This is a genomic window from Rhodococcus sp. no. 34, assembly GCF_054589475.1.
Map to the genome: position 1 here is coordinate 18,031 of NZ_BAAILK010000024.1, position 19,911 is coordinate 37,941.

The following is a 19,911-nucleotide window of genomic DNA, read 5'->3' on the forward strand; positions in this document are numbered from 1 at the left end:
GAGCATCGGGCTCTTCCCCGAGGCTGGACCACTGGCAGGGTTGATCCTGCTGGTCACCGGAACCCTGCTGCTGGTCATACAGCGCGGAACCGAACCGAAGGTGCATCCGCGTCGACCCGGCCGCGGACGATCGGTTCTCGGTAACCACGTGATGTGGATCGTCATCGTCATCATGGTGATGCTCGGAACGATCTTCGGCGTCATCGACGTCGGCGCCATCGCGTTCACCAAGGAACAGAATTCGCCGGGATCCGCGACGCTGGTCCTCGCGCTGTTCGCCGGCGGTTCGGGAATCGCGGGACTGATCTTCGGGTCGATGCACCCGGCGCGATCGCTGCGCGGGCAGTTGATGATCGCGTCCTCGGCGGTCGCCGTTCTCAGCGTCCCGCTTCTGTTGGTCGGAAACGTGGCCGCACTTGCGGGTGCCTACGTGCTGGCGGGCGCGACCATCGCACCGACGCTCATCATCGCGACAGCCCTGGTCGAACAGATCGTCCCGCCGGAAAAGCTCACCGAGGGAATGACCCTGACGGTTACCGGCCTCGGCGTCGGCGTGGCGCTCGGGTCTGCGCTGGCCGGACAGCTGATCGATCGCTACGGCGTCCCGTCGGCCTACATGCTCGCCGTCGGCGCCGCAGTCGCAGCCTCTATCGTGACGGCATGTCTATTCGTGAAGCCGTCAGCGTCGACGGCACGTCCATCGTCTATCGAGTAACCGGAAATTCGGCGGGGACCCCGCTGGTGTTGCTGCACGGCTGGGCTCAGTCCTCGCAGTGCTGGGGCGAGCAGGTCCTCGCGGACCTGGCCGCGGACTATCGGCTGATCGCCGTCGATCTGCGCGGCCACGGTTACTCCGATGCGCCCGAATCCGGATACGACGATTCCGCGAACTGGGCCGGCGACGTCGCGGCTGTTCTTGCGGCCGAAGGCGTCACCGAGAACGCGATCCTGCTCGGCTGGTCGTACGGCGGTCTGGTGATCTGCGATTACCTGGCAGCGCACGGCACCGGCGCGGTGGCGGGCGCGGTTCTGGTCGGGGCGATCACCAGCATCGGGCGCGGCGAAAAAGGTGGCAAGGTCGGCTCGGCGATGCGTAGCGCAGTTCCCGGCGCGATGTCCGAAGATCCCCGCGAGGCGATCCGTGCACTCGGCGCTTTCGGCAATGCTCTCACCGGCCCACCCGAGGGCAAGGGTGCAGCGTCGCAGGCCTTGTTCGGGTACAGCCTCTCGACGCGTCCGCGGGTGCGCGCAGCACTGTTCAACCGTGCTGTCGGTCACGACGACTTGCTCCGCAACCTGGATATCCCCGTTCTCGTTCTGCACGGAACCGAGGACTCCGTCGTCGACGTGAGCGCAGGTAAGCACGCCGAGGAACTGATTCCCAAGTCCCAGGCGTCGTACTGGGAAGGCTGCAATCACGGCCCGTTCGTGGAGGATCCGACACGATTCGTGTCCGAAGTGCGAACCTTCATCTCGAGCCTCGGTTAGAGTTCGCGCCCGGTGAGGGGGCAGTATGGAGTCGTGACGCCCATGCACATTTCGCGCCCTCGCCGGGTGGCCGTTCTCTCGGTCCACACCTCGCCATTGGCGCAACCCGGCACCGGTGACGCGGGTGGGATGAACGTCTACGTTCTGCAATCCGCCATTCAGCTCGCCAAACGTGGCGTCGAGGTGGAGATATTCACCCGCGCGACGTCCTCGGCCGACGCACCTGTGGTGGACGCCGCTCCCGGAGTGCGGGTTCGGAACATTGCTGCTGGTCCCTTCGAAGGGCTGGACAAGGCGGATCTGCCGACTCAACTGTGTGCCTTCGTCGCAGGAGTTCTACGGGAGGAAGCGCGCCACGAGCCCGGGTACTACAGCCTGATTCACTCGCACTACTGGTTGTCCGGTCAGGTCGGCTGGCTGGCCCGCGACCGCTGGGGCGTGCCCCTCGTACACACCGCCCACACCCTCGCGGCGGTAAAGAATCTTTCGCTTGCCGAGGGAGACACCCCGGAGCCGGCAGCACGTCAGATCGGCGAGCAGCAAGTAGTCGCCGAGTCCGATCGCCTGGTCGCCAACACCACCGACGAAGCCAAGGCGCTGCACGAGTTGTACGGCGCAGACCCCACGCGTATCGACGTCGTGGCTCCCGGCGCCGATCTCACCCGCTACCGACCGGGCGATCGCGATTCCGCCCGCGCGTCGTTGGGGTTGGACCCGGGCGAGATCGTCGTGACTTTCGTCGGCCGGATCCAACCTCTGAAAGCACCGGACGTTCTGCTGCGTGCTGCCGCCGAAGTGATCAGCCGTCGCCCCGAGTTGCCGTTGCGCATCCTCGTCGTCGGCGGGCCGTCGGGAACTGGCCTCGCGCGGCCGGACGTGCTGATCGAACTTGCACGCTCACTCGGCATCACCGCGCAGGTGACGTTCTTGCCGCCGCAGGCTCCTGAGCGTCTCGCCGATGTCTACCGTGCCTCGGATCTGGTTGCGGTGCCGAGCTATTCGGAGTCCTTCGGGTTGGTCGCCATCGAAGCTCAAGCCTGCGGAACTCCGGTGATCGCCGCCGACGTCGGCGGACTGGGAGTGGCCGTACGCAACGGTGAGACCGGCCTGCTGGTTCAAGGACACCGCACCGAAGATTGGGCCGGCGCCCTCGAATCCTTGGTGACAGCACCGACGCGCTTGGCCGAACTCGCCGCGCAGGCACCGCGCCACGCCGAAAATTTCTCGTGGGAACACACCGCGGACGGTTTGCTCGAGAGCTATCGCAAAGCCGCAGTCAACTACAACAACGGAACCGGTCCCAGCGACTTCTCGCCCCGCCGTGCGCGGGGTCTGTGGCGTCTGCGCCGGACCGGGGGAGTGCGTACATGAGCAGCATTTCGGACACCATCGAGCAGGCCCTCACCGAGCGCGAACTCGACTTCACCAGAAAAGACGACGCGCATTTCATCGTCGAACTTCCCGGTGAACACAAACTCAAGACGTCGACTCTGCTCACCGTCGGCAATCACGGTGTGCGGGTCGAGGCCTTCGTGTGCCGCAAGGTGGACGAGAACTTCGAAGGCGTCTACAAATTCCTGCTCAAGCGCAACCGTCGTCTGTACGGGGTGGCGTACACACTCGACAAGGTCGGGGACATCTACCTCGTCGGCAAGATCGCAGAGCATGCCGTGACCGGCGATGAACTCGACCGAGTGCTCGGTCAGGTTCTCGAAGCCGCCGACGGCGATTTCAACGTCATCCTCGAACTCGGCTTCTCCTCGTCCATCAAGCGTGAGTGGGCGTGGCGGGTGTCGCGAGGTGAGTCGCTGGCGAATCTCGAACCGTTCAAGCACCTCATCGAGGAAGAGCCCGCGCAGAGCTGATCGAGCGGGGTGAGACACATCGCGGATGTGTCACGTAAAGTGGCCTTTACTTGTGACTGTCGTCACGGAATAATACTGTTCCCGTGAGTCACAGTAAGTTGGTCACACCACCCCGCCGCGCAACTTTTCGAGGAGCACAGTGAGCTTCAAGAGTCCGTTCCCCGACGTTGAAATCCCCAACCTCAGCGTCTACGACTTCCTGTTCGGAAACACCGACCCCGCAGACCTCGACAAGACGGCCTTCGTCGAGGGCAGTTCGGGCGCAGTCACCACATACGCTTCGCTGATCGCACAGATCAACGGCGTTGCAGGCGCTCTCGCAGCGCGCGGACTCGCCGTCGGCGACGTGGTCGGGCTGCATTCGCCCAACGTCCCGGCCTTCGGTTCCGTCTTCCACGGCATCCTTCGTGCCGGTGGCGTCGCGACCACGATCAACGCGCTCTACACCGCCGAGGACATCGCCAAGCAGCTCACCGATTCCAAGGCCAAGTTCCTCTTCACCGTCTCGCCGCTCCTGCCGCAGGCAAAGGCCGCTGCTGACCTGGTCGGTATCCCGGCCGAGAACGTGTTCGTGCTCGACGGTGCCGAAGGCCACCTCTCGCTGCGTGATCTGCTCGGCGAGGGTGCAGCGGCGCCCGAGGTCTCCTTCGATCCGGCCACCCAACTCGCGGTGCTGCCGTACTCCTCGGGCACCACCGGCCGACCCAAGGGGGTCATGCTCACCCATCGGAACCTCGTAGCCAACGTCTGCCAGATCATTCCGCGGATGGGCATCGAGACCGACGACAAGATTCTCGCGGTCCTGCCGTTCTTCCACATCTACGGCATGACGGTCCTGCTCAACGCTGCGCTCTACCGCCGCGCGAGCCTCATCACGATGCCGAAGTTCGATCTCGTCGAGTTCCTGCGGATCGTCGCCGAGCAGAAGTCGACGTACATCTTCGTCGCACCGCCCGTTGCCGTCGCGCTGGCCAAGCACCCGCTCGTCGATCAGTACGACCTCTCGAGCGTGCACACCATCTTCTCCGGTGCGGCCCCGCTCGACGCGGCGCTCGGCAAGGCCGTCGCCGACCGGTTGAACTGCCACGTCCGCCAGGGCTACGGCATGTCCGAGATGAGCCCGGTCTCGCACGCGATCCCGTTCGACCGCGACGACATCGCGCTCGACACCTGCGGTCCGACCATCGCCAACATGGAATGCAAGCTCGTCGACCCCGGAACGGGCGAAGAGGTCGCGTACCCGCCTCTCGGCTCGGACGGCGTCAGCGAGCCCGGCGAACTGTGGTGCAAGGGCCCGAACATCATGCTCGGCTACCTCGGCAACGACCAGGCCACCAAGGACACCCTCGACGACGACGGTTACCTGCACACCGGTGACATCGCGACCGTCGACGGCGACGGCGTCGTCAAGATCGTCGACCGCCTCAAGGAACTGATCAAGTACAAGGGCTACCAGGTTCCCCCGGCGGAACTCGAGGCCTTGCTGCTGACCCACCCGCAGATCGCCGACGCCGCCGTGATCGGCGTGCTCGACGCCGAGGGCGAAGAGGTCCCGAAGGCATTCGTCGTGCTCCAGGACGGCGCCGAGTTGACCGAAGCCGACGTGATCTCGTTTGTCGCCGAGCGCGTCTCGCCGCACAAGAAGGTTCGCCAGGTTTCGTTCATCAGTACCGTGCCGAAATCCGCGGCCGGAAAGATCCTCCGCAAGGATCTGCGAACTGCGGAAGTTGCCCCGAGCTGATTTCCGGACAGGGTTGATCAAGAAGGGTTCCGGTACTCGTGCCAGGATGAACGCCATGAGTATCGGAACCCTGGTCCTGCTCCGCCACGGCGAGAGCGAATGGAATGCACTCAATCTGTTCACCGGCTGGGTGGACGTACACCTGACAGACAAGGGCATGGCCGAGGGCAAGCGCGCCGGCGAACTGCTCGCCGAGCACAACCTGTTGCCCGACGTTCTCTACACGTCTCTGCTGCGCCGCGCGATCAGCACCGCAAACCTCGCGCTCGACGCCGCCGATCGCCACTGGATCCCCGTGGTCCGCGACTGGCGCCTCAACGAGCGTCACTACGGCGCTCTGCAGGGCAAGAACAAGGCGCAGACCAAGGAAGAGTACGGAAACGAGCAGTTCATGCTCTGGCGTCGTAGCTACGACACCCCGCCGCCCGCCATCGAAGCCGGCAGCGAGTACAGCCAGGACACCGATCCCCGGTACGCGAACCTCGACGAGGTTCCCTTGACCGAGTGCCTGCTCGACGTCGTCAAGCGTCTGATCCCGTACTGGGAGGACACCATCTCCCAGGAGCTGCTCGCCGGTCGGAACGTGCTGGTCACCGCGCACGGCAACTCGCTGCGTGCGTTGGTCAAGCACCTCGACGGCATCTCGGACGAGGACATCGCGGGCCTGAACATCCCGACCGGAATCCCGCTGCGTTACGACCTCGACGAGAACCTGAAGCCGCTCAATCCCGGCGGCACCTACCTGGATCCGGAGGCCGCAGCTGCCGGCGCCGCCGCGGTGGCGAATCAGGGCGGAAAGTAGCAACCCGATGATGTGCGTCGAGGCCCCCCGAACAGTGATTTCGGGGGGCCTCGGCCAACAACAGATGAACGACGAACCAACGCCGTCCACCTGGCGGATTACGCGGGTGGGAACGTCCGAACCCGCCGTAACCGACTCTTCGCGCGAACGTACGATTGCGCCGTGAGTGTCGTGATTGCAGTGCTGCTGGTCGTGGTCGCCGGCTTGGTCGGCTACCTCGTCGGCGGGGTGCTGGTACCCAGGCTGTCGTCGCGCCAGAGTCAGCGCTCGGACGAACAGACCGGGCTCACGATGTCCCAGGTTCTCGACCTCATCGTGTTGGCTTCGGAAAGCGGTATCGCCGTCGTCGACGGTTTTCACGACGTCGTGCTCTTCAATCCTCGCGCCGAGGAACTCGGCCTCGTCAAGAATCGTCTGGTCGACGAGCGAGCTTGGCGGGCTGCTCAGGAAGTTCTGCGGACGGGTCAACCCGTCGAGGTCGATCTGACGGCGCAGACCGCTCAGCGGGGCCGCGACAAGATCGCGGTACGTGGCACGGCCCGGTTGCTCAGCAAGGACGATCGCAACTTCGTGGTCCTGTTCGCCGACGACGATTCCGAGCAGGTCCGCATGGAGGCGACCCGACGCGATTTCGTCGCGAACGTCAGCCACGAACTCAAGACGCCGGTCGGTGCGATGAGTTTGCTTGCCGAGGCACTGCTCGAGTCCGCTGACGACCCGGAATCGGTGCGCCACTTCGGCGAACGGGTGCTCGGTGAGTCGATCCGTCTGGGCAAGATGGTCACCGAGTTGATCGCACTCTCGCGTCTGCAAGGTGCCGAGAAGCTGCCGGATCTCGACGTGGTCGACGTCGACACCGTGGTGTCCGAAGCACTGTCGAGGTCGAATCTGTCGGCCGAGGCCGCCGGGATCACGGTCACCACCGACCATCCGAGTGGGCTGGAAGTGCTCGGGGATCAGACTCTCCTCGTCACAGCATTGTCCAACCTCATCGAGAACGCTATTGCGTACTCGCCCAAGGGTTCTCCGGTGTCCGTCAGTCGTTCGGTACGCGGCGACAATGTCGCGATCGCAGTCACCGACCGAGGAGAAGGCATCGCGAAAGCGGACCAGGAGCGAGTGTTCGAGAGATTCTTCCGCGTGGACAAGGCGCGGTCACGGCAGACCGGTGGAACCGGTCTGGGGCTGGCGATCGTCAAACACGTCGCGGCCAATCACAACGGCTCCATCGAACTGTGGAGCAAACCGGGTACAGGGTCTACCTTCACGTTGCAGATACCGGCACACGTGGAGTCGGACGACGACATCGACTCTGACGACGCGGGAACCGCCGGTTCCACGCGGATCGGCAGACGAGAACAAGGCAGTAGAGAAAACGGCATGGAGGCCAAACGATGACGAGTGTGCTGATCGTGGAGGACGAGGAGTCCTTGGCGGACCCGCTGGCGTTCCTGCTCCGCAAGGAAGGCTTCGAGACCACCATCGTCAACGACGGACCGTCGGCGTTGGCGGAATTCGATCGCTCCGGAGCGGACATCGTCCTGCTCGACCTCATGCTGCCCGGCATGAGTGGCACGGACGTCTGCAAGGCGCTGCGGTCGCGCTCCGGCGTTCCCGTCATCATGGTGACGGCGCGTGACAGTGAGATCGACAAGGTTGTCGGCCTGGAACTCGGTGCGGACGACTATGTGACCAAACCGTATTCGGCGCGCGAGCTGATCGCTCGCATCCGTGCGGTGCTGCGCCGCGGGGTGGAGAACGAGGCGGACCTCGCCTCCGACAACGGGGTGCTCGAGGCCGGACCGGTACGGATGGACGTCGAGCGCCACGTCGTGCAGGTCGCGGGTAACCCGGTGACGTTGCCGCTCAAGGAGTTCGACCTCCTCGAGTACCTGCTCCGCAACTCCGGTCGGGTGCTGACCCGCGGACAGTTGATCGACCGCGTCTGGGGCGCCGACTACGTCGGTGACACCAAAACCCTTGACGTACACGTGAAGCGGTTGCGTTCGAAGATCGAATCGGATCCGGCCAAGCCGGAACATCTGGTCACGGTCCGTGGGTTGGGTTACAAGCTCGAAGCGTGATCGAACCTCGTCGAGAAGAAATGTCGAGGAGGAAATGTCGAGAAGAATTCAGCCGCTCACACGATGGTGTGAGCGGCTGAATTCTTTTTGTTCAGGCTGAGTCAGCCCTGAGCTTTGTTCTGAGCGATCGTGGTCGCCGGATGGACTGCGATGAGGCCGAGGCCCGCGCGACGTCTGCAGAGGCGAGCCAGCTCGTCGTACGCGCGCTTTCCGAGAAGTTCCGTCAACTCGGGCCCGTAGGACTGCCAGACCTGCCGCTCCCCGACATGAGCGTCGGGGGAGCCGGAGCAGTACCAGGCGAGGTCGTCGCCGCCCTCACCCCAGCCGCGGCGGTCGTACTCGGTGATCGTGGTCTTGAGGATCTGGACGCCGTCCGGCCGGTCGACCCAGTCCTGGGTGCGGCGGATGGGTAGCTGCCAGCACACGTCCGGTTTCACCTCGAGCGGCTCGATGCCCTTCTTGAGCGCCATGGAATGCAGGGCGCAGCCCTCGCCCCCGGCAAAACCCGGCCGGTTGAGGAAGATGCACGCTCCTTTGTAGCGGCGGGTGCGCAGCGCGGGCTCGTCCTCGAGGTCGTCTTCTTCGACGTAGCCCTTCTTGCCGAGACCCTTTTCCATGAACTGCCAGTCTTCGGCTGTGAGCATTTTCACTGACGCATCGAGCTTGTCCTGATCTTCCTGATCGGAGAGGAAAGCGCCGTGCGAGCAGCAACCGTCGTCCGGGCGGTCTCCGATGATGCCCTGACACGCCGGCGTGCCGAACACGCAGGTCCAATGCGAGAGCAACCACGTCATATCAGCGGAAATGAGGTGTTCGGAGTTATCCGGATCGACAAATTCGACCCATTCGCGCGGGAAATCGAGATCGACCTCGGGGCTCGGAGTCATCTTGTGGGACCGGTCTGGGTTACCTGCTGTCACAAGGGCCGACCGTAGACCCAGTAACGTGGCGATGTGCGACTAGGGGTACTCGACGTCGGAAGCAATACCGTCCATCTATTGGTTGTGGACGCCCATCGGGGCGGCCACCCAACACCCATGAGCTCGACCAAGTCCACGTTGAGGCTGGCAGAAAACACTGACGACCGCGGCGATATCACCACGTCAGGAGCCGATCGGTTGGTGTCGACGGTTTCCGAATTCGCCGGTATCGCCAAGACGTCCGGGTGCGAGGAAATGATGGCTTTTGCCACTTCCGCGGTCCGTGACGCCAACAATTCCGAAGCCGTACTCGCCCGCGTCCGCGCCGAGACCGGAGTCAACCTCGAGGTTCTGTCCGGGGTCGACGAAGCCCGCTTGACCTTTCTGGCCGTGCGCCGCTGGTACGGCTGGAGCGCCGGACGCATCCTGAACCTGGACATCGGCGGCGGCTCGCTCGAACTCACAGCAGGTGGTGACGAGGATCCGGACGTCGCCTTCTCACTGCAACTCGGTGCCGGACGGTTGACGCGCGACTGGCTACAGGCCGATCCGCCGGGCAAGCGCCGGGTCGCTGTATTGCGTGACTGGCTGGACGCGGAGTTGGTCGGACCAGCCAAGGAACTGCGCGCCGCCGGCGACTGGGACCGCACGGTCGGGACTTCGAAGACCTTCCGATCGTTGGCTCGGCTCACCGGCGCGGCCCCTTCTGCCGCAGGCCCCCGGGCAAAACGGACCCTGACTTCCAGCGGACTCAGGCAACTCATAGCCTTCATATCCAGGATGACGGCGGCGGACCGTGCAGAATTGGAAGGAGTGAGCTCGGATCGGTCACAGCAGATTGTGGCCGGCGCGCTCATCGCAGAGGCAACCATGCGGGCGCTCGGAGTGGACGAACTGGAAATTTGTCCCTGGGCACTGCGTGAGGGTCTGATTCTGCGAAAGCTCGACACAGAAATGGGCGGTGAATTGGTGGTGAGTGCTTGATGACCGAGGACAGTCAGCAGATTTCCGTAGCGGAACTGCTCAAGCGGAACGGTCAGAGCGTCGAATCCCGAGGTGGACGACGCCGGCGCGGCGTAGCCGGTGGCATCTCCGTCGCCGAACTGACGGGTGAGATCCCGATCGTTCGCCAGTCGGGATCGCGCGCGGCCGCCGAGCCCGAGTCCGACGAACCAGCAGCCCAGCCTGAAGCCGCTGCGCCGGAAACCGCTGCGCCGGAGAACTCTGCACCTTCAGCGCCGGCCGAGGCTGTCGCGGAAACCGCCAAGTCAGCCGAACCGGCACCGAAGGTTCCCGCCGATCGCACCGCAGCCTTCGCCGTCTCGTTCGACGACGACGATGACGAGCCGCAGGCACCCAAGGGTGAGTCGAAGCCGGTTGCTGCGCCGCCGGTCACCACTCCGAAGCCGACTTCCACACGTTCGCCGGGACAGACCTCGAAGTCCTCGCCCGGGCAGTGGGTGAGCCGGGCACCGCTCAACTCCTCGTCACCGACGCAGGTAACGCAGGAACCAGCCCTGCTGTCGGGTCAGACCCTGGCGGGCGACCTGATGCGTCAGGAGCGCGCCGCAACGCAGTCGCCGTCGTTGCGTCCGCCGATCCTGCCGCCGCGTGTCCCCACTCCCGTCGCCAAGGCACCTGCACAGACCGCTCCCGCTCCGGCCGCGCCGGAAGAGAGCACCGAACTGATCGACAAGATTGCAGACGCGGATGCCGGCGAGGCCGAATCCACCGCCGTGGTCGATCTGGTCAAGGCGCCGGCTGTCGATGACGGTGCAAAAAAGACCAGTGCCGTCGCGGAGTCCGATGTCGAAGCCGAACCGGCAGCGGAAGAGGCAGGCGAGCGTAACTCGATCCGTGAATGGGCAGTGCTTGCCGGTCAGGTGGTTGTTGCACTGATCGTCGGCGGCGCGATGTTCAAGGGCTTCGAGAAGCTGTGGGACATGCTGCCGTGGGTGGCGTTGGTGCTCGCGCTGATCGTGATCGTCGGCCTGGTTGCCGTCGTGCGGGTTCTGCGGAAGACGGACGACATCACGAGTTTCGTGATCGCGGTGGTCGTCGGCATGATCGTGACGCTCGGTCCACTGGCGTTCTTGTTGACCTCGGGTTGATCGGACGATGATCGGGGGATCGCAGCGCATGATTCGTCGGCCGATAGCCGTCGGCCTGTCGACGGCTTCGGTGTATCCGGAGAACACGGAAGCGGCATTTCGCTACGCCGCTGATCTCGGATACGACGGCGTCGAACTGATGGTGTGGGCCGAATCCGTGAGTCAGGACATCGGTGCTGTCGCTGCCCTCGTTCGCAAGTATGCGATTCCGGTGCAGGCCGTGCATGCGCCGTGTCTGCTGATTTCGCAGCGCGTGTGGGGTTCCGATCCGGTCGAGAAGCTCGAGCGTTCGGTGCGCACGGCCGAAACCTTGGGAGCGACGACGGTGGTCGTCCACCCGCCGTTCCGGTGGCAGCGCAAGTACGCCGAAGGCTTCGCGGAACAGGTTGTCGAACTCGAATCGAAGAGCAGCGTCGTGGTGGCGGTGGAGAACATGTTCCCCATGCGCGCCGACAGCTTCTTCGGCGGCAAGGACAAGTCCGCGGAGCGTCTGCGTAAACGTGGCGGTCCAGGGGCAGCGTTGTCCGCGTTCAGTCCGTCGTACGACCCGACCGATTCCGATCATGCTCACTACACACTCGACCTGTCGCACACCGCGACGGCGGGCATGGATGCCCTGGAGTTGGCCTCCCGTATGGGCAAGGGGCTCGAGCACCTGCACCTGGCCGACGGTCGCGGGGCGTCGATGGACGAGCACCTGATTCCGGGGCATGGCTCACAGCCGTGCGCGGAGTTGTGTCAGCAATTGGCTGCGAGCGAATTCAGCGGCCAGGCAGTCATCGAGATCAACACGCAGAACGCGCGCACCCGGCGGGAGCGGTCGTCGATGCTGGCGCAGGCGCTCGCGTTTGCACGCGAGCACCTGGCACGCTCAGCGGTGGCCGGCAAGTAGCGCAGCTTCGAACTGCGCGCGTACCTTCTCGACGTGTGCGTCGAGGTCTTTGGTCTCCCAGCCTTCGGTCGAGATGGGATCGAGCACCGAGACATAGACCGGGCCTGGATGGGCGACAAGCGAATTGCGCCACATCCGTTCACCCGCGTTGTGAATCACCACGGGCACGATCGGCACACCGGCTTGGATCGCCAAGTGGAATCCGCCCTTCTTGAAAGGGCCCAGACGTGGCGTCGGAGAACGGGTGCCCTCCGGAGCTATGACTATCGAGACACCATTCTTCAGCTTGTCGACTGCCGGTTGCAGTGCAGCCTTCGCCTTCGTGGTGTCGGTGCGGTCGATGTAGGCGACGTCGAGCAGTGCACCGACGGGCATGAACCGCGGATCGCTTGCCGCTTCCTTCTTCGCGACGCCGGTCACGTCACGCTTGATCACGGTGCCCAGGACCAACATGTCCAGGGAACTCTGATGGTTGAACATGAACACCGCCGGGCGGTGATCCCACACGTTGTGCTCGCCGTCGATCTCGACGTCGATGCCCAGCAGTGAGAGCGAGATGTCGGGGCCGTACGTGCCGACCAGGTTCGCACCCAGTTGACGGTTCCCGGTGACAATGCCTGCCGACGCACCGAGGGCGGCGGTGGCAGCAAGCGCGCCCATGGCCGTCGCCGTTCGGATCGTGGAGATCGGTGTTGCGCCTCGCTGCGGTTTACGCAGGCTGACCGAAGGCCAGTGATTGCGCAACGCGATCTTGGCCAGACCACGATCGGGATTCAACGCGACAGGTCGCCCGACGGCCTCGAGCATGAAGACGTCTTCGACACCGTTGGAGTACGCAAACGCGTTCTTCAGATCGGCGCCCATCTTCTCGGCATAGCCTGCAAGGGCATTGGCCTTGGCCGGCCCCCACAGTGCGGGCGAAGACAGTTCGCCGGTGAGCATGCCGTCGACGACTTCGGGCTCGGTGCACAGCACGTCTTCGATGTCGAGATCTTCGGCGACGTACTTGGCCTGGAACGGAGTCGCCGACGTAGCCATCACGATCGTGTGGCCGGCTCGCCGGTGTGCCGCCAGTAGCCCGCGGGCTTCCGGGTAGATCATCGCGGCGATTTCCTGCTTGAACAGCCGTCGGCCCCAGTCGTTCAGTTCCTCGACGGTACGGCCGCCCAAGGCTCGAACGCCGATATCCATGAGTGCTCCGACGTCAGCACCGCGGAATTGGGTGTCGATCGCGGCACCGGTGGTGCGCAAGAGTTCGCCGACGCTGATATCCAAGCGTCGCAGGCGGTCTCGGTACACAACGCTGGCCGAGTACCCGCTGATCAAGGTGCCGTCGAGGTCGAAGGCGGCGATCGTTCCGGGCCCGGGCGGGGCGGCTTCGATGGCGGAGTGCAGACGCTCGAGTCCGGTCACAGTCCTACTTCCTCGTTCGCGGCGGGCGCTCGGTTTGCTTCTGGAATGGTCACTACCGCGGCGGCGTCCGGTACCGGCATCGCCACCTGATCGAGTCGTGCATGCGCGAGTGCGCGAAGGTGACGCAGGCGCTCGACCTGAACCTTGATCTCGGCAGCGAATGCCAGGCGTCTGGCCCGGACTCCGTCGTCGTCGACTTCGATCAAGTTACGGTTGCGCGCCAAATTCAGTGCGGTGGCGAATAATTCGCCGGAGACGGATTCGTTGCTGGCGATCTGCTGCCGCAGTCGACGCTGATGTGCGACGTCGATGCAGTTGCTGATGAACGACTTTTCGTCGAACGATGTCGAAATCGGCGCGAGCACAAGCTGATCGGCGACAACCTGGTACGCCTCGAGGAACGGTTGGAGCACGCGGTGCGCGAGGTACGGGCGAACCGTCTCGATCATGTGCTCGGTTCGTTTGTCGTCGGCCATGACGGTTTCCCACTCGGGGTCGATCAGCGTCAGCTCGGTCCGCATCTCCTGCTCGAACGTGTCCCGGTCACTGAAGAAGAACTCGAATTTCAACAAATCTCGGATGCGCTTGGCCTCTGCCCACCCGTCCCCGATGGGGTCCTCGAACCGCTCTTCGACGGCTGCCTGAAGTACGAGTTCGGTGATGGCACGCACGACAAGAAAGTGAATCGTGTTGTTGCGGTAGAAGGCAGCGACAAGATGCTGGTCCTTGCCGAGGTAGAAGACCTGCTCGCCGCCCCGATCGAAGCGCTCGAGCACCCCGGAATCGACGTGTGTCTGCAATGCCTTCTCGATGACACGCGGATCGGACAGTTCGACGTCGCCGGCGATCGGAAGATTTCGCGCGGTGATGTAGCCGAACAGCGGCGTGAGAATCGCGGTGAGTTCACGAACTGTCAACGCCCGGTCTTCGATTCCGAGGAACGCCAACATCGCCAGTGAAGACACGGTCACCGGGGTGACCTCGTTGATGCGGTGACACACCTCGATGCCGGCCTTCTGAATGGCGAGGCGCTGATCGGTTTCCTGGCTGAGTGCGTCCGCGAGTGAGAGCGGCCGGCCGATGGTCACGTGCGCGACACCGTTGCGTTTTCCCTGGGCGCGTACGTAACCCACCATCCAGCGCAGGCCTTCCGGTGTCTTCTCGGCGCCGAGCGCCTCGGCAGCCATGGCCCCGACCTCGTAGAGTTGGTCGTAGCTCAGCGCAACCGGGACGAGGTACACGTCGGACGCTCCGCTGACCTGAAATGCCTTGGTCAGGTAGGTCAGGAGACCGAAGCGCGGCGGGCGTAGTTTCCCGGTACGTCCGCGTCCACCTTCGATGTACCACTCCAGATTGAAGCGCTTGGTCAGCAGATAGCGCATGTACTCGTGCATCGACCACTTGTAGACCTCGTCGTTGCCGATGCTTCGACGAATGAAGACGGTGCCGCTGCGCTTGAGGATCGAGCCCATGGGCCAGAAACTGATGTTGAGGCCGCCCATGACGTGATTGAGCGGCAAGCCGTTCGCGATCAACGCCGGACGCAGGACGAGGGGATCGAGGTACGAACGGTGACTGGGGAGGAAGACCAGTGAGTGTTCCTTGTTCAGCTCACGGAGTTCCTCGAAGCGGCTCGTGTCCACGTCCAGCTTGTAGGCGCGAGCGAAGTAGCGGCCCAGGCGATCCCACACCGCGATGGCTTGGCGACTCTGGGTGGCAACCATTTCTTCGAGAGCTTCACGTGCGCGGCGATCGACTTCGGCGACGGCGATGTTCAACCGGTCGGCCAAAGCCATGACCTCGGTGGCGAATCGGCGGGTGTCGGTGATCTCGTCGACGACGAACCGTGACACCTTGTACTGGCCACCCAGTAGGCCCAATTCGGCGCGTTCGAGTGCCAGAGCGGCCTGCCGTCGGATGAACTCCGGTAGCGAACCGCCACCGCTCTTTTCGAGGCGACGCTCGAGATCGCTCAGTGGTGCGGGTTCACCTTCGATGACCTGGCACCGGGAGGGGTCGGTGCGCAGGGTTCTGCGTTGTGCACCGCGTCCGGGGTGGAGAGGATCGCGTGGTGCCAGCGCATCACGTAGTCGCACCGCGACGTTGTGCTTGGTATGGGTGTCCGGAATCCACACCACGCGAAGCGGTGCGAGCATCGGGTCGTCGGTCCGTGCCGCCAGTTCTGCCAGGGTCTTGTCGGTGATGTTGACGGTGACCGGCCGAGTTTCGGATGAGCTTGCCTTGTCGGCAAGCCACTTTCGCAGCACGCCGGCTTCGGCCTCTGTCATGGTTTCGGTGAGGTACACGCGCGGGTTGGTCGTGTTCTCGCTCATGACTCACGCACCTTCCGTTGTGACTCCGAGAGCGACGATCTCGTCCAGGCTCTCCTGCAAGCACTGCATCAGCAGCGCGGGCTTCGTGATCGCGGCGGTGTCGAGATTGATTCCGATACAGCACACCCCGACGTGGGAGACCAGTGTCGCCATCGCCGCGCAACCGGGCGCCGGGCCGAACGGGAACATCCGCTCGATCTTCGCTCCGGCGAGATAGACCGGTACCGGTACGCCGGCGACGTTGCTCGCCTGCAGGTCCAGTCCTGTCGACTGGGACAGATACCAGTTCGCGAGTAGATAGTTCGGCAGGCGAGCGAGGATCGGGGCGGCGACGTCGATAGCGTCCAACGCCGGTTCCTCACGCAGACTCAGAACGATCTCTCGCACCTGCCTGATGCGTTTGGCCGGATCCGTTTCGGAGACCGGGCCGTTGAAGCGAACGGCTGCAAACCGGTTGCCGCCGTTGGCGTCTGCGCCCGTACGCATGCTGATCGGCATACCCATCGGAATGCTGTCGACGGATTGTCCGAAGGCTTCGTGGTAGCGATGGAAGCCGCCGAGCAAAGCGGCGACGTACGCGTCGTTGAGTGAGCCGCCGGCAGCTTTTGCTCCGGCCTTGAGCTCGGGAACACCCACTTCGAGAGTTCCGAACCACCGTCCGAGACCACGATCGTGGAGCAGAGGGGAACCGGAACGAGCTGGGGGAGTGACGATCTTGCGGAGTGAATTGGCGTAACCGAGGACCTCGGAAGCTGTCGTGATCGGACTCGAGATCGCCGTGGTCGCAACATTGGTGGCACCGCGGACCAGCTTGGCGATACGCGAGGGCGCACGCCGGATCTCGCTGACGACCTCCTCGCCGAAGGCGCCCACCGATGACAGATGCTCAGGAGCAGGCGGTGTGCGGTCGGGCTTGTTCGGAGTGGGGTCCGGGCGTCTGCTGTGCAGGAGCGTCATCATCTGGATGCCGCCCATGCCGTCGGTGATGGAGTGGTGAGTCTTGACCACGAACACGGCGCGACCGTCGTCGAGACCTTCGATGAGCAGCGCGCTCCACGGCGGTCGAGCCTTGTCGAAAGGTTCCGTCGCAAGGTGACGACACATGCGCAGTGCGTGATCGAAGTCCGCCGGTGCAGGTAAGCGGACGCGTCGTAGGTGGTAGCCGATGTCGAACTCGGGATCGACGGACCACACCGGATTGCCCAGCTGCATTGCCGGTTCCACTGCTCGCATACGAATACGCGGAACCACGTGCGATGCCCACTCGACTGCGTCGAGAAGTCGATCCCAGTCCGGGGCACGATCGAGAACCTCCACCGCAACGATCGGTGAGCGCAGTTGCGGCTGCGCCTCTTCCATCCGCCACATTCCAGTCTCGAAGTCGGACATCGTGCGGTTCGCCCCCCAGGCGACCGCGGAAAGGTCGACGTCGACCGCGCTAGGAGGAACAAATGGATTGCTGTTGGCCATACGTCAAGAACTCCCTCGGTCTGCGGATCCACCCCGCGCATCTCTGCTTCTAAGTGTGGACCCGCGACCGTGGGCGCGTCCCGGTTTCGGTGTCAGCCGACAGGTGTGACGTTCGTCAGTTAAGGGCTAATCGGACATGCCGGGAAGTTCAGTGCTCAAGAAGTGACGCCGACGGCTTTCAGGGCTATCTCGCGGTAGAGAACACTGACTTCGCGCGGAGTCTGCGGTCCGTCGAGTCGATACCAGAGGACGACGGACTGACACATTCCCAGTAGCGCACGGCCCGTTCCGGTGATGTCCGGGACCGTGAACTCACCGCTCTCGACGCCTGCCGTCAGTACGTCGACGAGTAGGTTCTCGAGCTTCTTTCGCTTGGCGGCGTAGCTCTTTCGTTCCGCGTCCTCGAGGTATCGCAGTTCGGAATCGAGGAAGGCTATGTCGGAGCGACTGGTCATGTGCAGAACACACGCCTCGACGAGATTGCCGAACTGTGCCGTCGGCGACGGTCCGGCAGCGTCGACCGCAGCGCTCGCGCGTGCGGTGACGTTCTCGATGCCCGGTTCCATCAGCGCGACGAGGATGCCCTGTTTGTTGCCGTGGTGGTAATACAGCGTCGGCACGGTGACACCGGCACGTTTTGCGATGTCACGAACCGACGCTCCGTGGTAACCGAGTTCGTGGAACACCTCGAGTGCGGCGGTGAGCAGGGGAGTCAGCGTCAGTGGTTCCACGATGCGCCACTGTTCGTCGGGCTGAGCCTCCGACTGCAAATCCGTCATTCCGCCTGTTCGCTCCGTTCGGAAATTTCTGGTGGTGTGACTAAAGAAGGTTCAACCCTAGCGCAAGGCGTGTCCTCCTTACCGATGCTCGGCCACCATTGGATAGCATCACTATCCAGTAAAGGGTCGAGCGAGTTGGACGGAGGAGCGGTGAAGGTTTCCGAACTGGCCGCACAGTCCGGCGTTGCACTGGCCACTATCAAGTACTACCTCCGTGAAGGTCTGCTGATGCCTGGTGAGCCGACCAGCGCAACGGGAGCGAGGTACGGCGAACAGCACGTCCGGCGACTCGCGTTGATCAGGGCCCTGGCCGGGGCGGGACTCGCGATTCCACGGATTCGCGCGGTGCTCGAACTGGTGGACACTGACGAGCGATCCGAATTCGAGACTTTCGGCCGCGCAATCGCGCAACTACCCCCGTACGTCGAACCTGAACCGGATCCAGAGTTCCCCAGAGCTCGCAAGGTTCTGGAGTTTCTCGGTCAGGTTTTCGAGCCGAGGTACGTGGCGGTCGCGCACCTCGAGCGGGCACTGATCGGCCTCGAGGATGCAGGACTGAGTCTCTCGGACGAGCGCCTGCGCGCCTACGGCGACCACATCCGAGGGATTGCCGAAGTGGAAATCGAGCTGATGCCTACCAGTTCGACCGAGGACGGCATTCGCTATGCGGTCCTCGGAACCGCCATGTACGAACCCGTCCTGACAGCTTTGCGACGCCTGGCGCACCAAGATTTGGCCGCACGACATTTCCCGCAACACCGAGAAAGCACCGAACAGGAAAATCGATGAGCACCAGTCCCTTTCAAGATCTCAATCGCCTCACCTCGCTCGGCGACGGGCGATACACCGCAACGATCGATTCGATCTGGACCATCGGGCCGAAAGTGCACGGCGGCTCCATGATGGCTGTGTGCGCCGCTGCCGCGCGTCGATGTCTGCGAGACGGCGCAGGTGAGAACGACTCGCTTCTGAAGATGCAGCCACTCGCGGTGAGCGCCAACTATCTGTCGGCCCCAGATCCGGGTGAAGTCGAACTGGAGGTGATCGTCCGAAAGCAGGGACGCCAGGTCGCGTTGTTCGACGTCGAGTTGAGCCAGGCGGGCCGCAGCGCTGTTCGCGCGGCGGTCACGCTCGGATTCCCCGATGACGGCGACCCCACCTTCGTCACGGCCTCGTCGATCGACGACATGTCACCGGAACCGCCGGAGAGTGCGGTGGCAGTCATCGGCGATCACCCGATGGCGCAGGTCGTGCATGTCGGTCAGGGTTGCGACATGCGAATCGACACCACCTCGGCGCACTTCCTGACCGGCAGCCAAGGCGAGGCCGAGGTCAGGATGTGGGTCCGTCCTCGACCCGAGGACGAAAACGACCTCGACACCGCTGTGCTGTTCGCGATCATGGCGGGTGACATCAGCGCGCCGGTGACGATGAACCGCGGCCTGTTCGGGTGGGCGCCGACCGTGCAGTTGACGACGTACCTGCGCCGACTGCCGACGCCGGGATGGCTTCGCGTGCGGGCGAGCTCGGATGTTCTGGGCAGCACGTGGTTCGAAGAGGATCATGCTGTTCTCGATTCGACGGGCGCAGTCGTCGTCCAGAGTCGTCAATTGGCGATGATGCCCCGCTAGGGTCGATCGCTGCGGTCGTGGCAGGCTGTTCGCCATGACAAGAATTGCGATTATCGGTGGCGGCAAGATCGGCGAGGCGCTGATCTCCGGGCTGTTGCAGGCCGGCCACGCCATCAAGGATCTGGTCGTCGCCGAGCAATATCAGCCTCGCGCAGACGAATTGATCGCCGAATACTCCATCCGCGTCAGCACGGTCGCCGATGCCGCCGAGGGTGCGGACGTCATCGTCATCGCGGTGAAGCCGAACGACGTCGAGTCAGCGCTCACGGCGTTGACGAAGGTCGATCTGGACGGCGACCTCGAACAATTGATCGTTTCCCTTGCGGCGGGAATCCCCACGGGATTCTTCGAAACGCGTCTGCCCGCAGGGTTCCCGGTCATC

19 protein-coding genes are annotated in these 19,911 nt (G+C 63.9%); 14 read left to right on the forward strand and 5 right to left on the reverse strand.

From position 1 onward, the window contains the following. The 8 genes from ACYP01_RS07945 to ACYP01_RS07980 form a co-directional block, all read left to right on the forward strand. The coding region (locus ACYP01_RS07945; protein ID WP_459679290.1) for an MFS transporter at positions 1 to 715 on the forward strand (715 nt) is incomplete at its 5' end. Further along, positions 661 to 1,488: an alpha/beta fold hydrolase gene (locus ACYP01_RS07950; RefSeq protein ID WP_058038159.1), complete on the forward strand. Its 828-nt coding sequence runs from the start codon at positions 661 to 663 to the stop codon at positions 1,486 to 1,488. The genes ACYP01_RS07945 and ACYP01_RS07950, both read left to right, overlap by 55 nt. Positions 1,489 to 1,530: 42 nt before the next feature. After that, the gene (gene mshA / locus ACYP01_RS07955) at positions 1,531 to 2,859 is read left to right on the forward strand and encodes a D-inositol-3-phosphate glycosyltransferase (RefSeq protein ID WP_065352118.1); all 1,329 of its coding nucleotides are present in this window, start codon (positions 1,531 to 1,533) and stop codon (positions 2,857 to 2,859) included. Next, positions 2,856 to 3,353, forward strand: coding sequence for a type III secretion system chaperone family protein (locus tag ACYP01_RS07960; RefSeq protein ID WP_047268888.1), 498 nt, complete (start codon positions 2,856 to 2,858; stop codon positions 3,351 to 3,353). The genes mshA and ACYP01_RS07960 overlap by 4 nt, the downstream gene beginning before the upstream one ends. Positions 3,354 to 3,492: 139 nt before the next feature. Further along, the gene (locus tag ACYP01_RS07965; protein WP_162114635.1) at positions 3,493 to 5,094 is read left to right on the forward strand and encodes an AMP-binding protein; all 1,602 of its coding nucleotides are present in this window, start codon (positions 3,493 to 3,495) and stop codon (positions 5,092 to 5,094) included. A 46-nt stretch (positions 5,095 to 5,140) separates the two neighbouring features. After that, positions 5,141 to 5,896 carry a phosphoglyceromutase gene (locus ACYP01_RS07970; RefSeq protein WP_003941992.1) on the forward strand — a complete coding sequence of 252 codons (756 nt, stop codon included), beginning with the start codon at positions 5,141 to 5,143 and terminating at the stop codon, positions 5,894 to 5,896. A 162-nt stretch (positions 5,897 to 6,058) separates the two neighbouring features. Beyond that, positions 6,059 to 7,294 carry a sensor histidine kinase gene (locus ACYP01_RS07975; protein WP_003941938.1) on the forward strand — a complete coding sequence of 412 codons (1,236 nt, stop codon included), beginning with the start codon at positions 6,059 to 6,061 and terminating at the stop codon, positions 7,292 to 7,294. Then, complete coding sequence (locus tag ACYP01_RS07980; protein ID WP_003942020.1) at positions 7,291 to 7,980, forward strand: response regulator transcription factor; 690 nt, start codon at positions 7,291 to 7,293, stop codon at positions 7,978 to 7,980. The genes ACYP01_RS07975 and ACYP01_RS07980 overlap by 4 nt, the downstream gene beginning before the upstream one ends. Positions 7,981 to 8,081: 101 nt before the next feature. Here ACYP01_RS07980 and ACYP01_RS07985 read toward each other — a convergent pair whose 3' ends face one another. Then, positions 8,082 to 8,867, reverse strand: coding sequence for a hypothetical protein (locus ACYP01_RS07985; protein ID WP_003941928.1), 786 nt, complete (start codon positions 8,865 to 8,867; stop codon positions 8,082 to 8,084). Positions 8,868 to 8,933: 66 nt separating this feature from the next. On the opposite strand from ACYP01_RS07985, the gene ACYP01_RS07990 reads away from it, so the two are divergent. The 3 genes from ACYP01_RS07990 to ACYP01_RS08000 are packed head-to-tail and all read left to right on the forward strand — an operon-like array spanning position 8,934 to position 11,903. After that, positions 8,934 to 9,884 carry a Ppx/GppA family phosphatase gene (locus ACYP01_RS07990; protein WP_003941975.1) on the forward strand — a complete coding sequence of 317 codons (951 nt, stop codon included), beginning with the start codon at positions 8,934 to 8,936 and terminating at the stop codon, positions 9,882 to 9,884. Further along, positions 9,884 to 11,011, forward strand: a complete 1,128-nt coding sequence (locus ACYP01_RS07995) for a hypothetical protein (protein WP_459679295.1) — start codon at positions 9,884 to 9,886, stop codon at positions 11,009 to 11,011. Before ACYP01_RS07990 ends, ACYP01_RS07995 begins: the two co-directional genes overlap by 1 nt. A gap of 7 nt (positions 11,012 to 11,018) precedes the next feature. Further along, a complete protein-coding gene (locus ACYP01_RS08000; RefSeq protein ID WP_082893158.1) occupies positions 11,019 to 11,903 on the forward strand; it encodes a sugar phosphate isomerase/epimerase family protein in 885 nt (294 codons plus the stop codon). On the opposite strand, the gene ACYP01_RS08005 is transcribed toward ACYP01_RS08000, so the two are convergent. From ACYP01_RS08005 to ACYP01_RS08020, 4 genes are all read right to left on the reverse strand, one after another. Further along, the gene (locus ACYP01_RS08005) at positions 11,883 to 13,316 is read right to left on the reverse strand and encodes an HAD-IB family hydrolase (RefSeq protein ID WP_003941905.1); all 1,434 of its coding nucleotides are present in this window, start codon (positions 13,314 to 13,316) and stop codon (positions 11,883 to 11,885) included. The two genes, ACYP01_RS08000 and ACYP01_RS08005, sit on opposite strands and share 21 nt — an antisense overlap. Next, the gene (locus ACYP01_RS08010; protein WP_007735324.1) at positions 13,313 to 15,649 is read right to left on the reverse strand and encodes a glycerol-3-phosphate 1-O-acyltransferase; all 2,337 of its coding nucleotides are present in this window, start codon (positions 15,647 to 15,649) and stop codon (positions 13,313 to 13,315) included. Before ACYP01_RS08010 ends, ACYP01_RS08005 begins: the two co-directional genes overlap by 4 nt. 3 nt (positions 15,650 to 15,652) lie before the next feature. After that, the gene (locus ACYP01_RS08015; RefSeq protein WP_058227475.1) at positions 15,653 to 17,119 is read right to left on the reverse strand and encodes a wax ester/triacylglycerol synthase domain-containing protein; all 1,467 of its coding nucleotides are present in this window, start codon (positions 17,117 to 17,119) and stop codon (positions 15,653 to 15,655) included. 155 nt (positions 17,120 to 17,274) lie between these two features. After that, entirely contained in the window at positions 17,275 to 17,898 is a 624-nt protein-coding gene (locus ACYP01_RS08020; RefSeq protein ID WP_003942051.1) for a TetR/AcrR family transcriptional regulator, read from the reverse strand. A gap of 150 nt (positions 17,899 to 18,048) precedes the next feature. Between ACYP01_RS08020 and ACYP01_RS08025 the strand changes: the two genes are divergently transcribed. The 3 genes from ACYP01_RS08025 to ACYP01_RS08035 form a co-directional block, all read left to right on the forward strand. Next, the gene (locus ACYP01_RS08025; RefSeq protein WP_042453006.1) at positions 18,049 to 18,687 is read left to right on the forward strand and encodes a MerR family transcriptional regulator; all 639 of its coding nucleotides are present in this window, start codon (positions 18,049 to 18,051) and stop codon (positions 18,685 to 18,687) included. Then, entirely contained in the window at positions 18,684 to 19,529 is an 846-nt protein-coding gene (locus ACYP01_RS08030) for a thioesterase family protein (RefSeq protein WP_042923249.1), read from the forward strand. Before ACYP01_RS08025 ends, ACYP01_RS08030 begins: the two co-directional genes overlap by 4 nt. A gap of 34 nt (positions 19,530 to 19,563) precedes the next feature. Then, a partial coding sequence (locus tag ACYP01_RS08035) for an NAD(P)-binding domain-containing protein (RefSeq protein ID WP_459679299.1) occupies positions 19,564 to 19,911 on the forward strand: 348 nt, incomplete at its 3' end.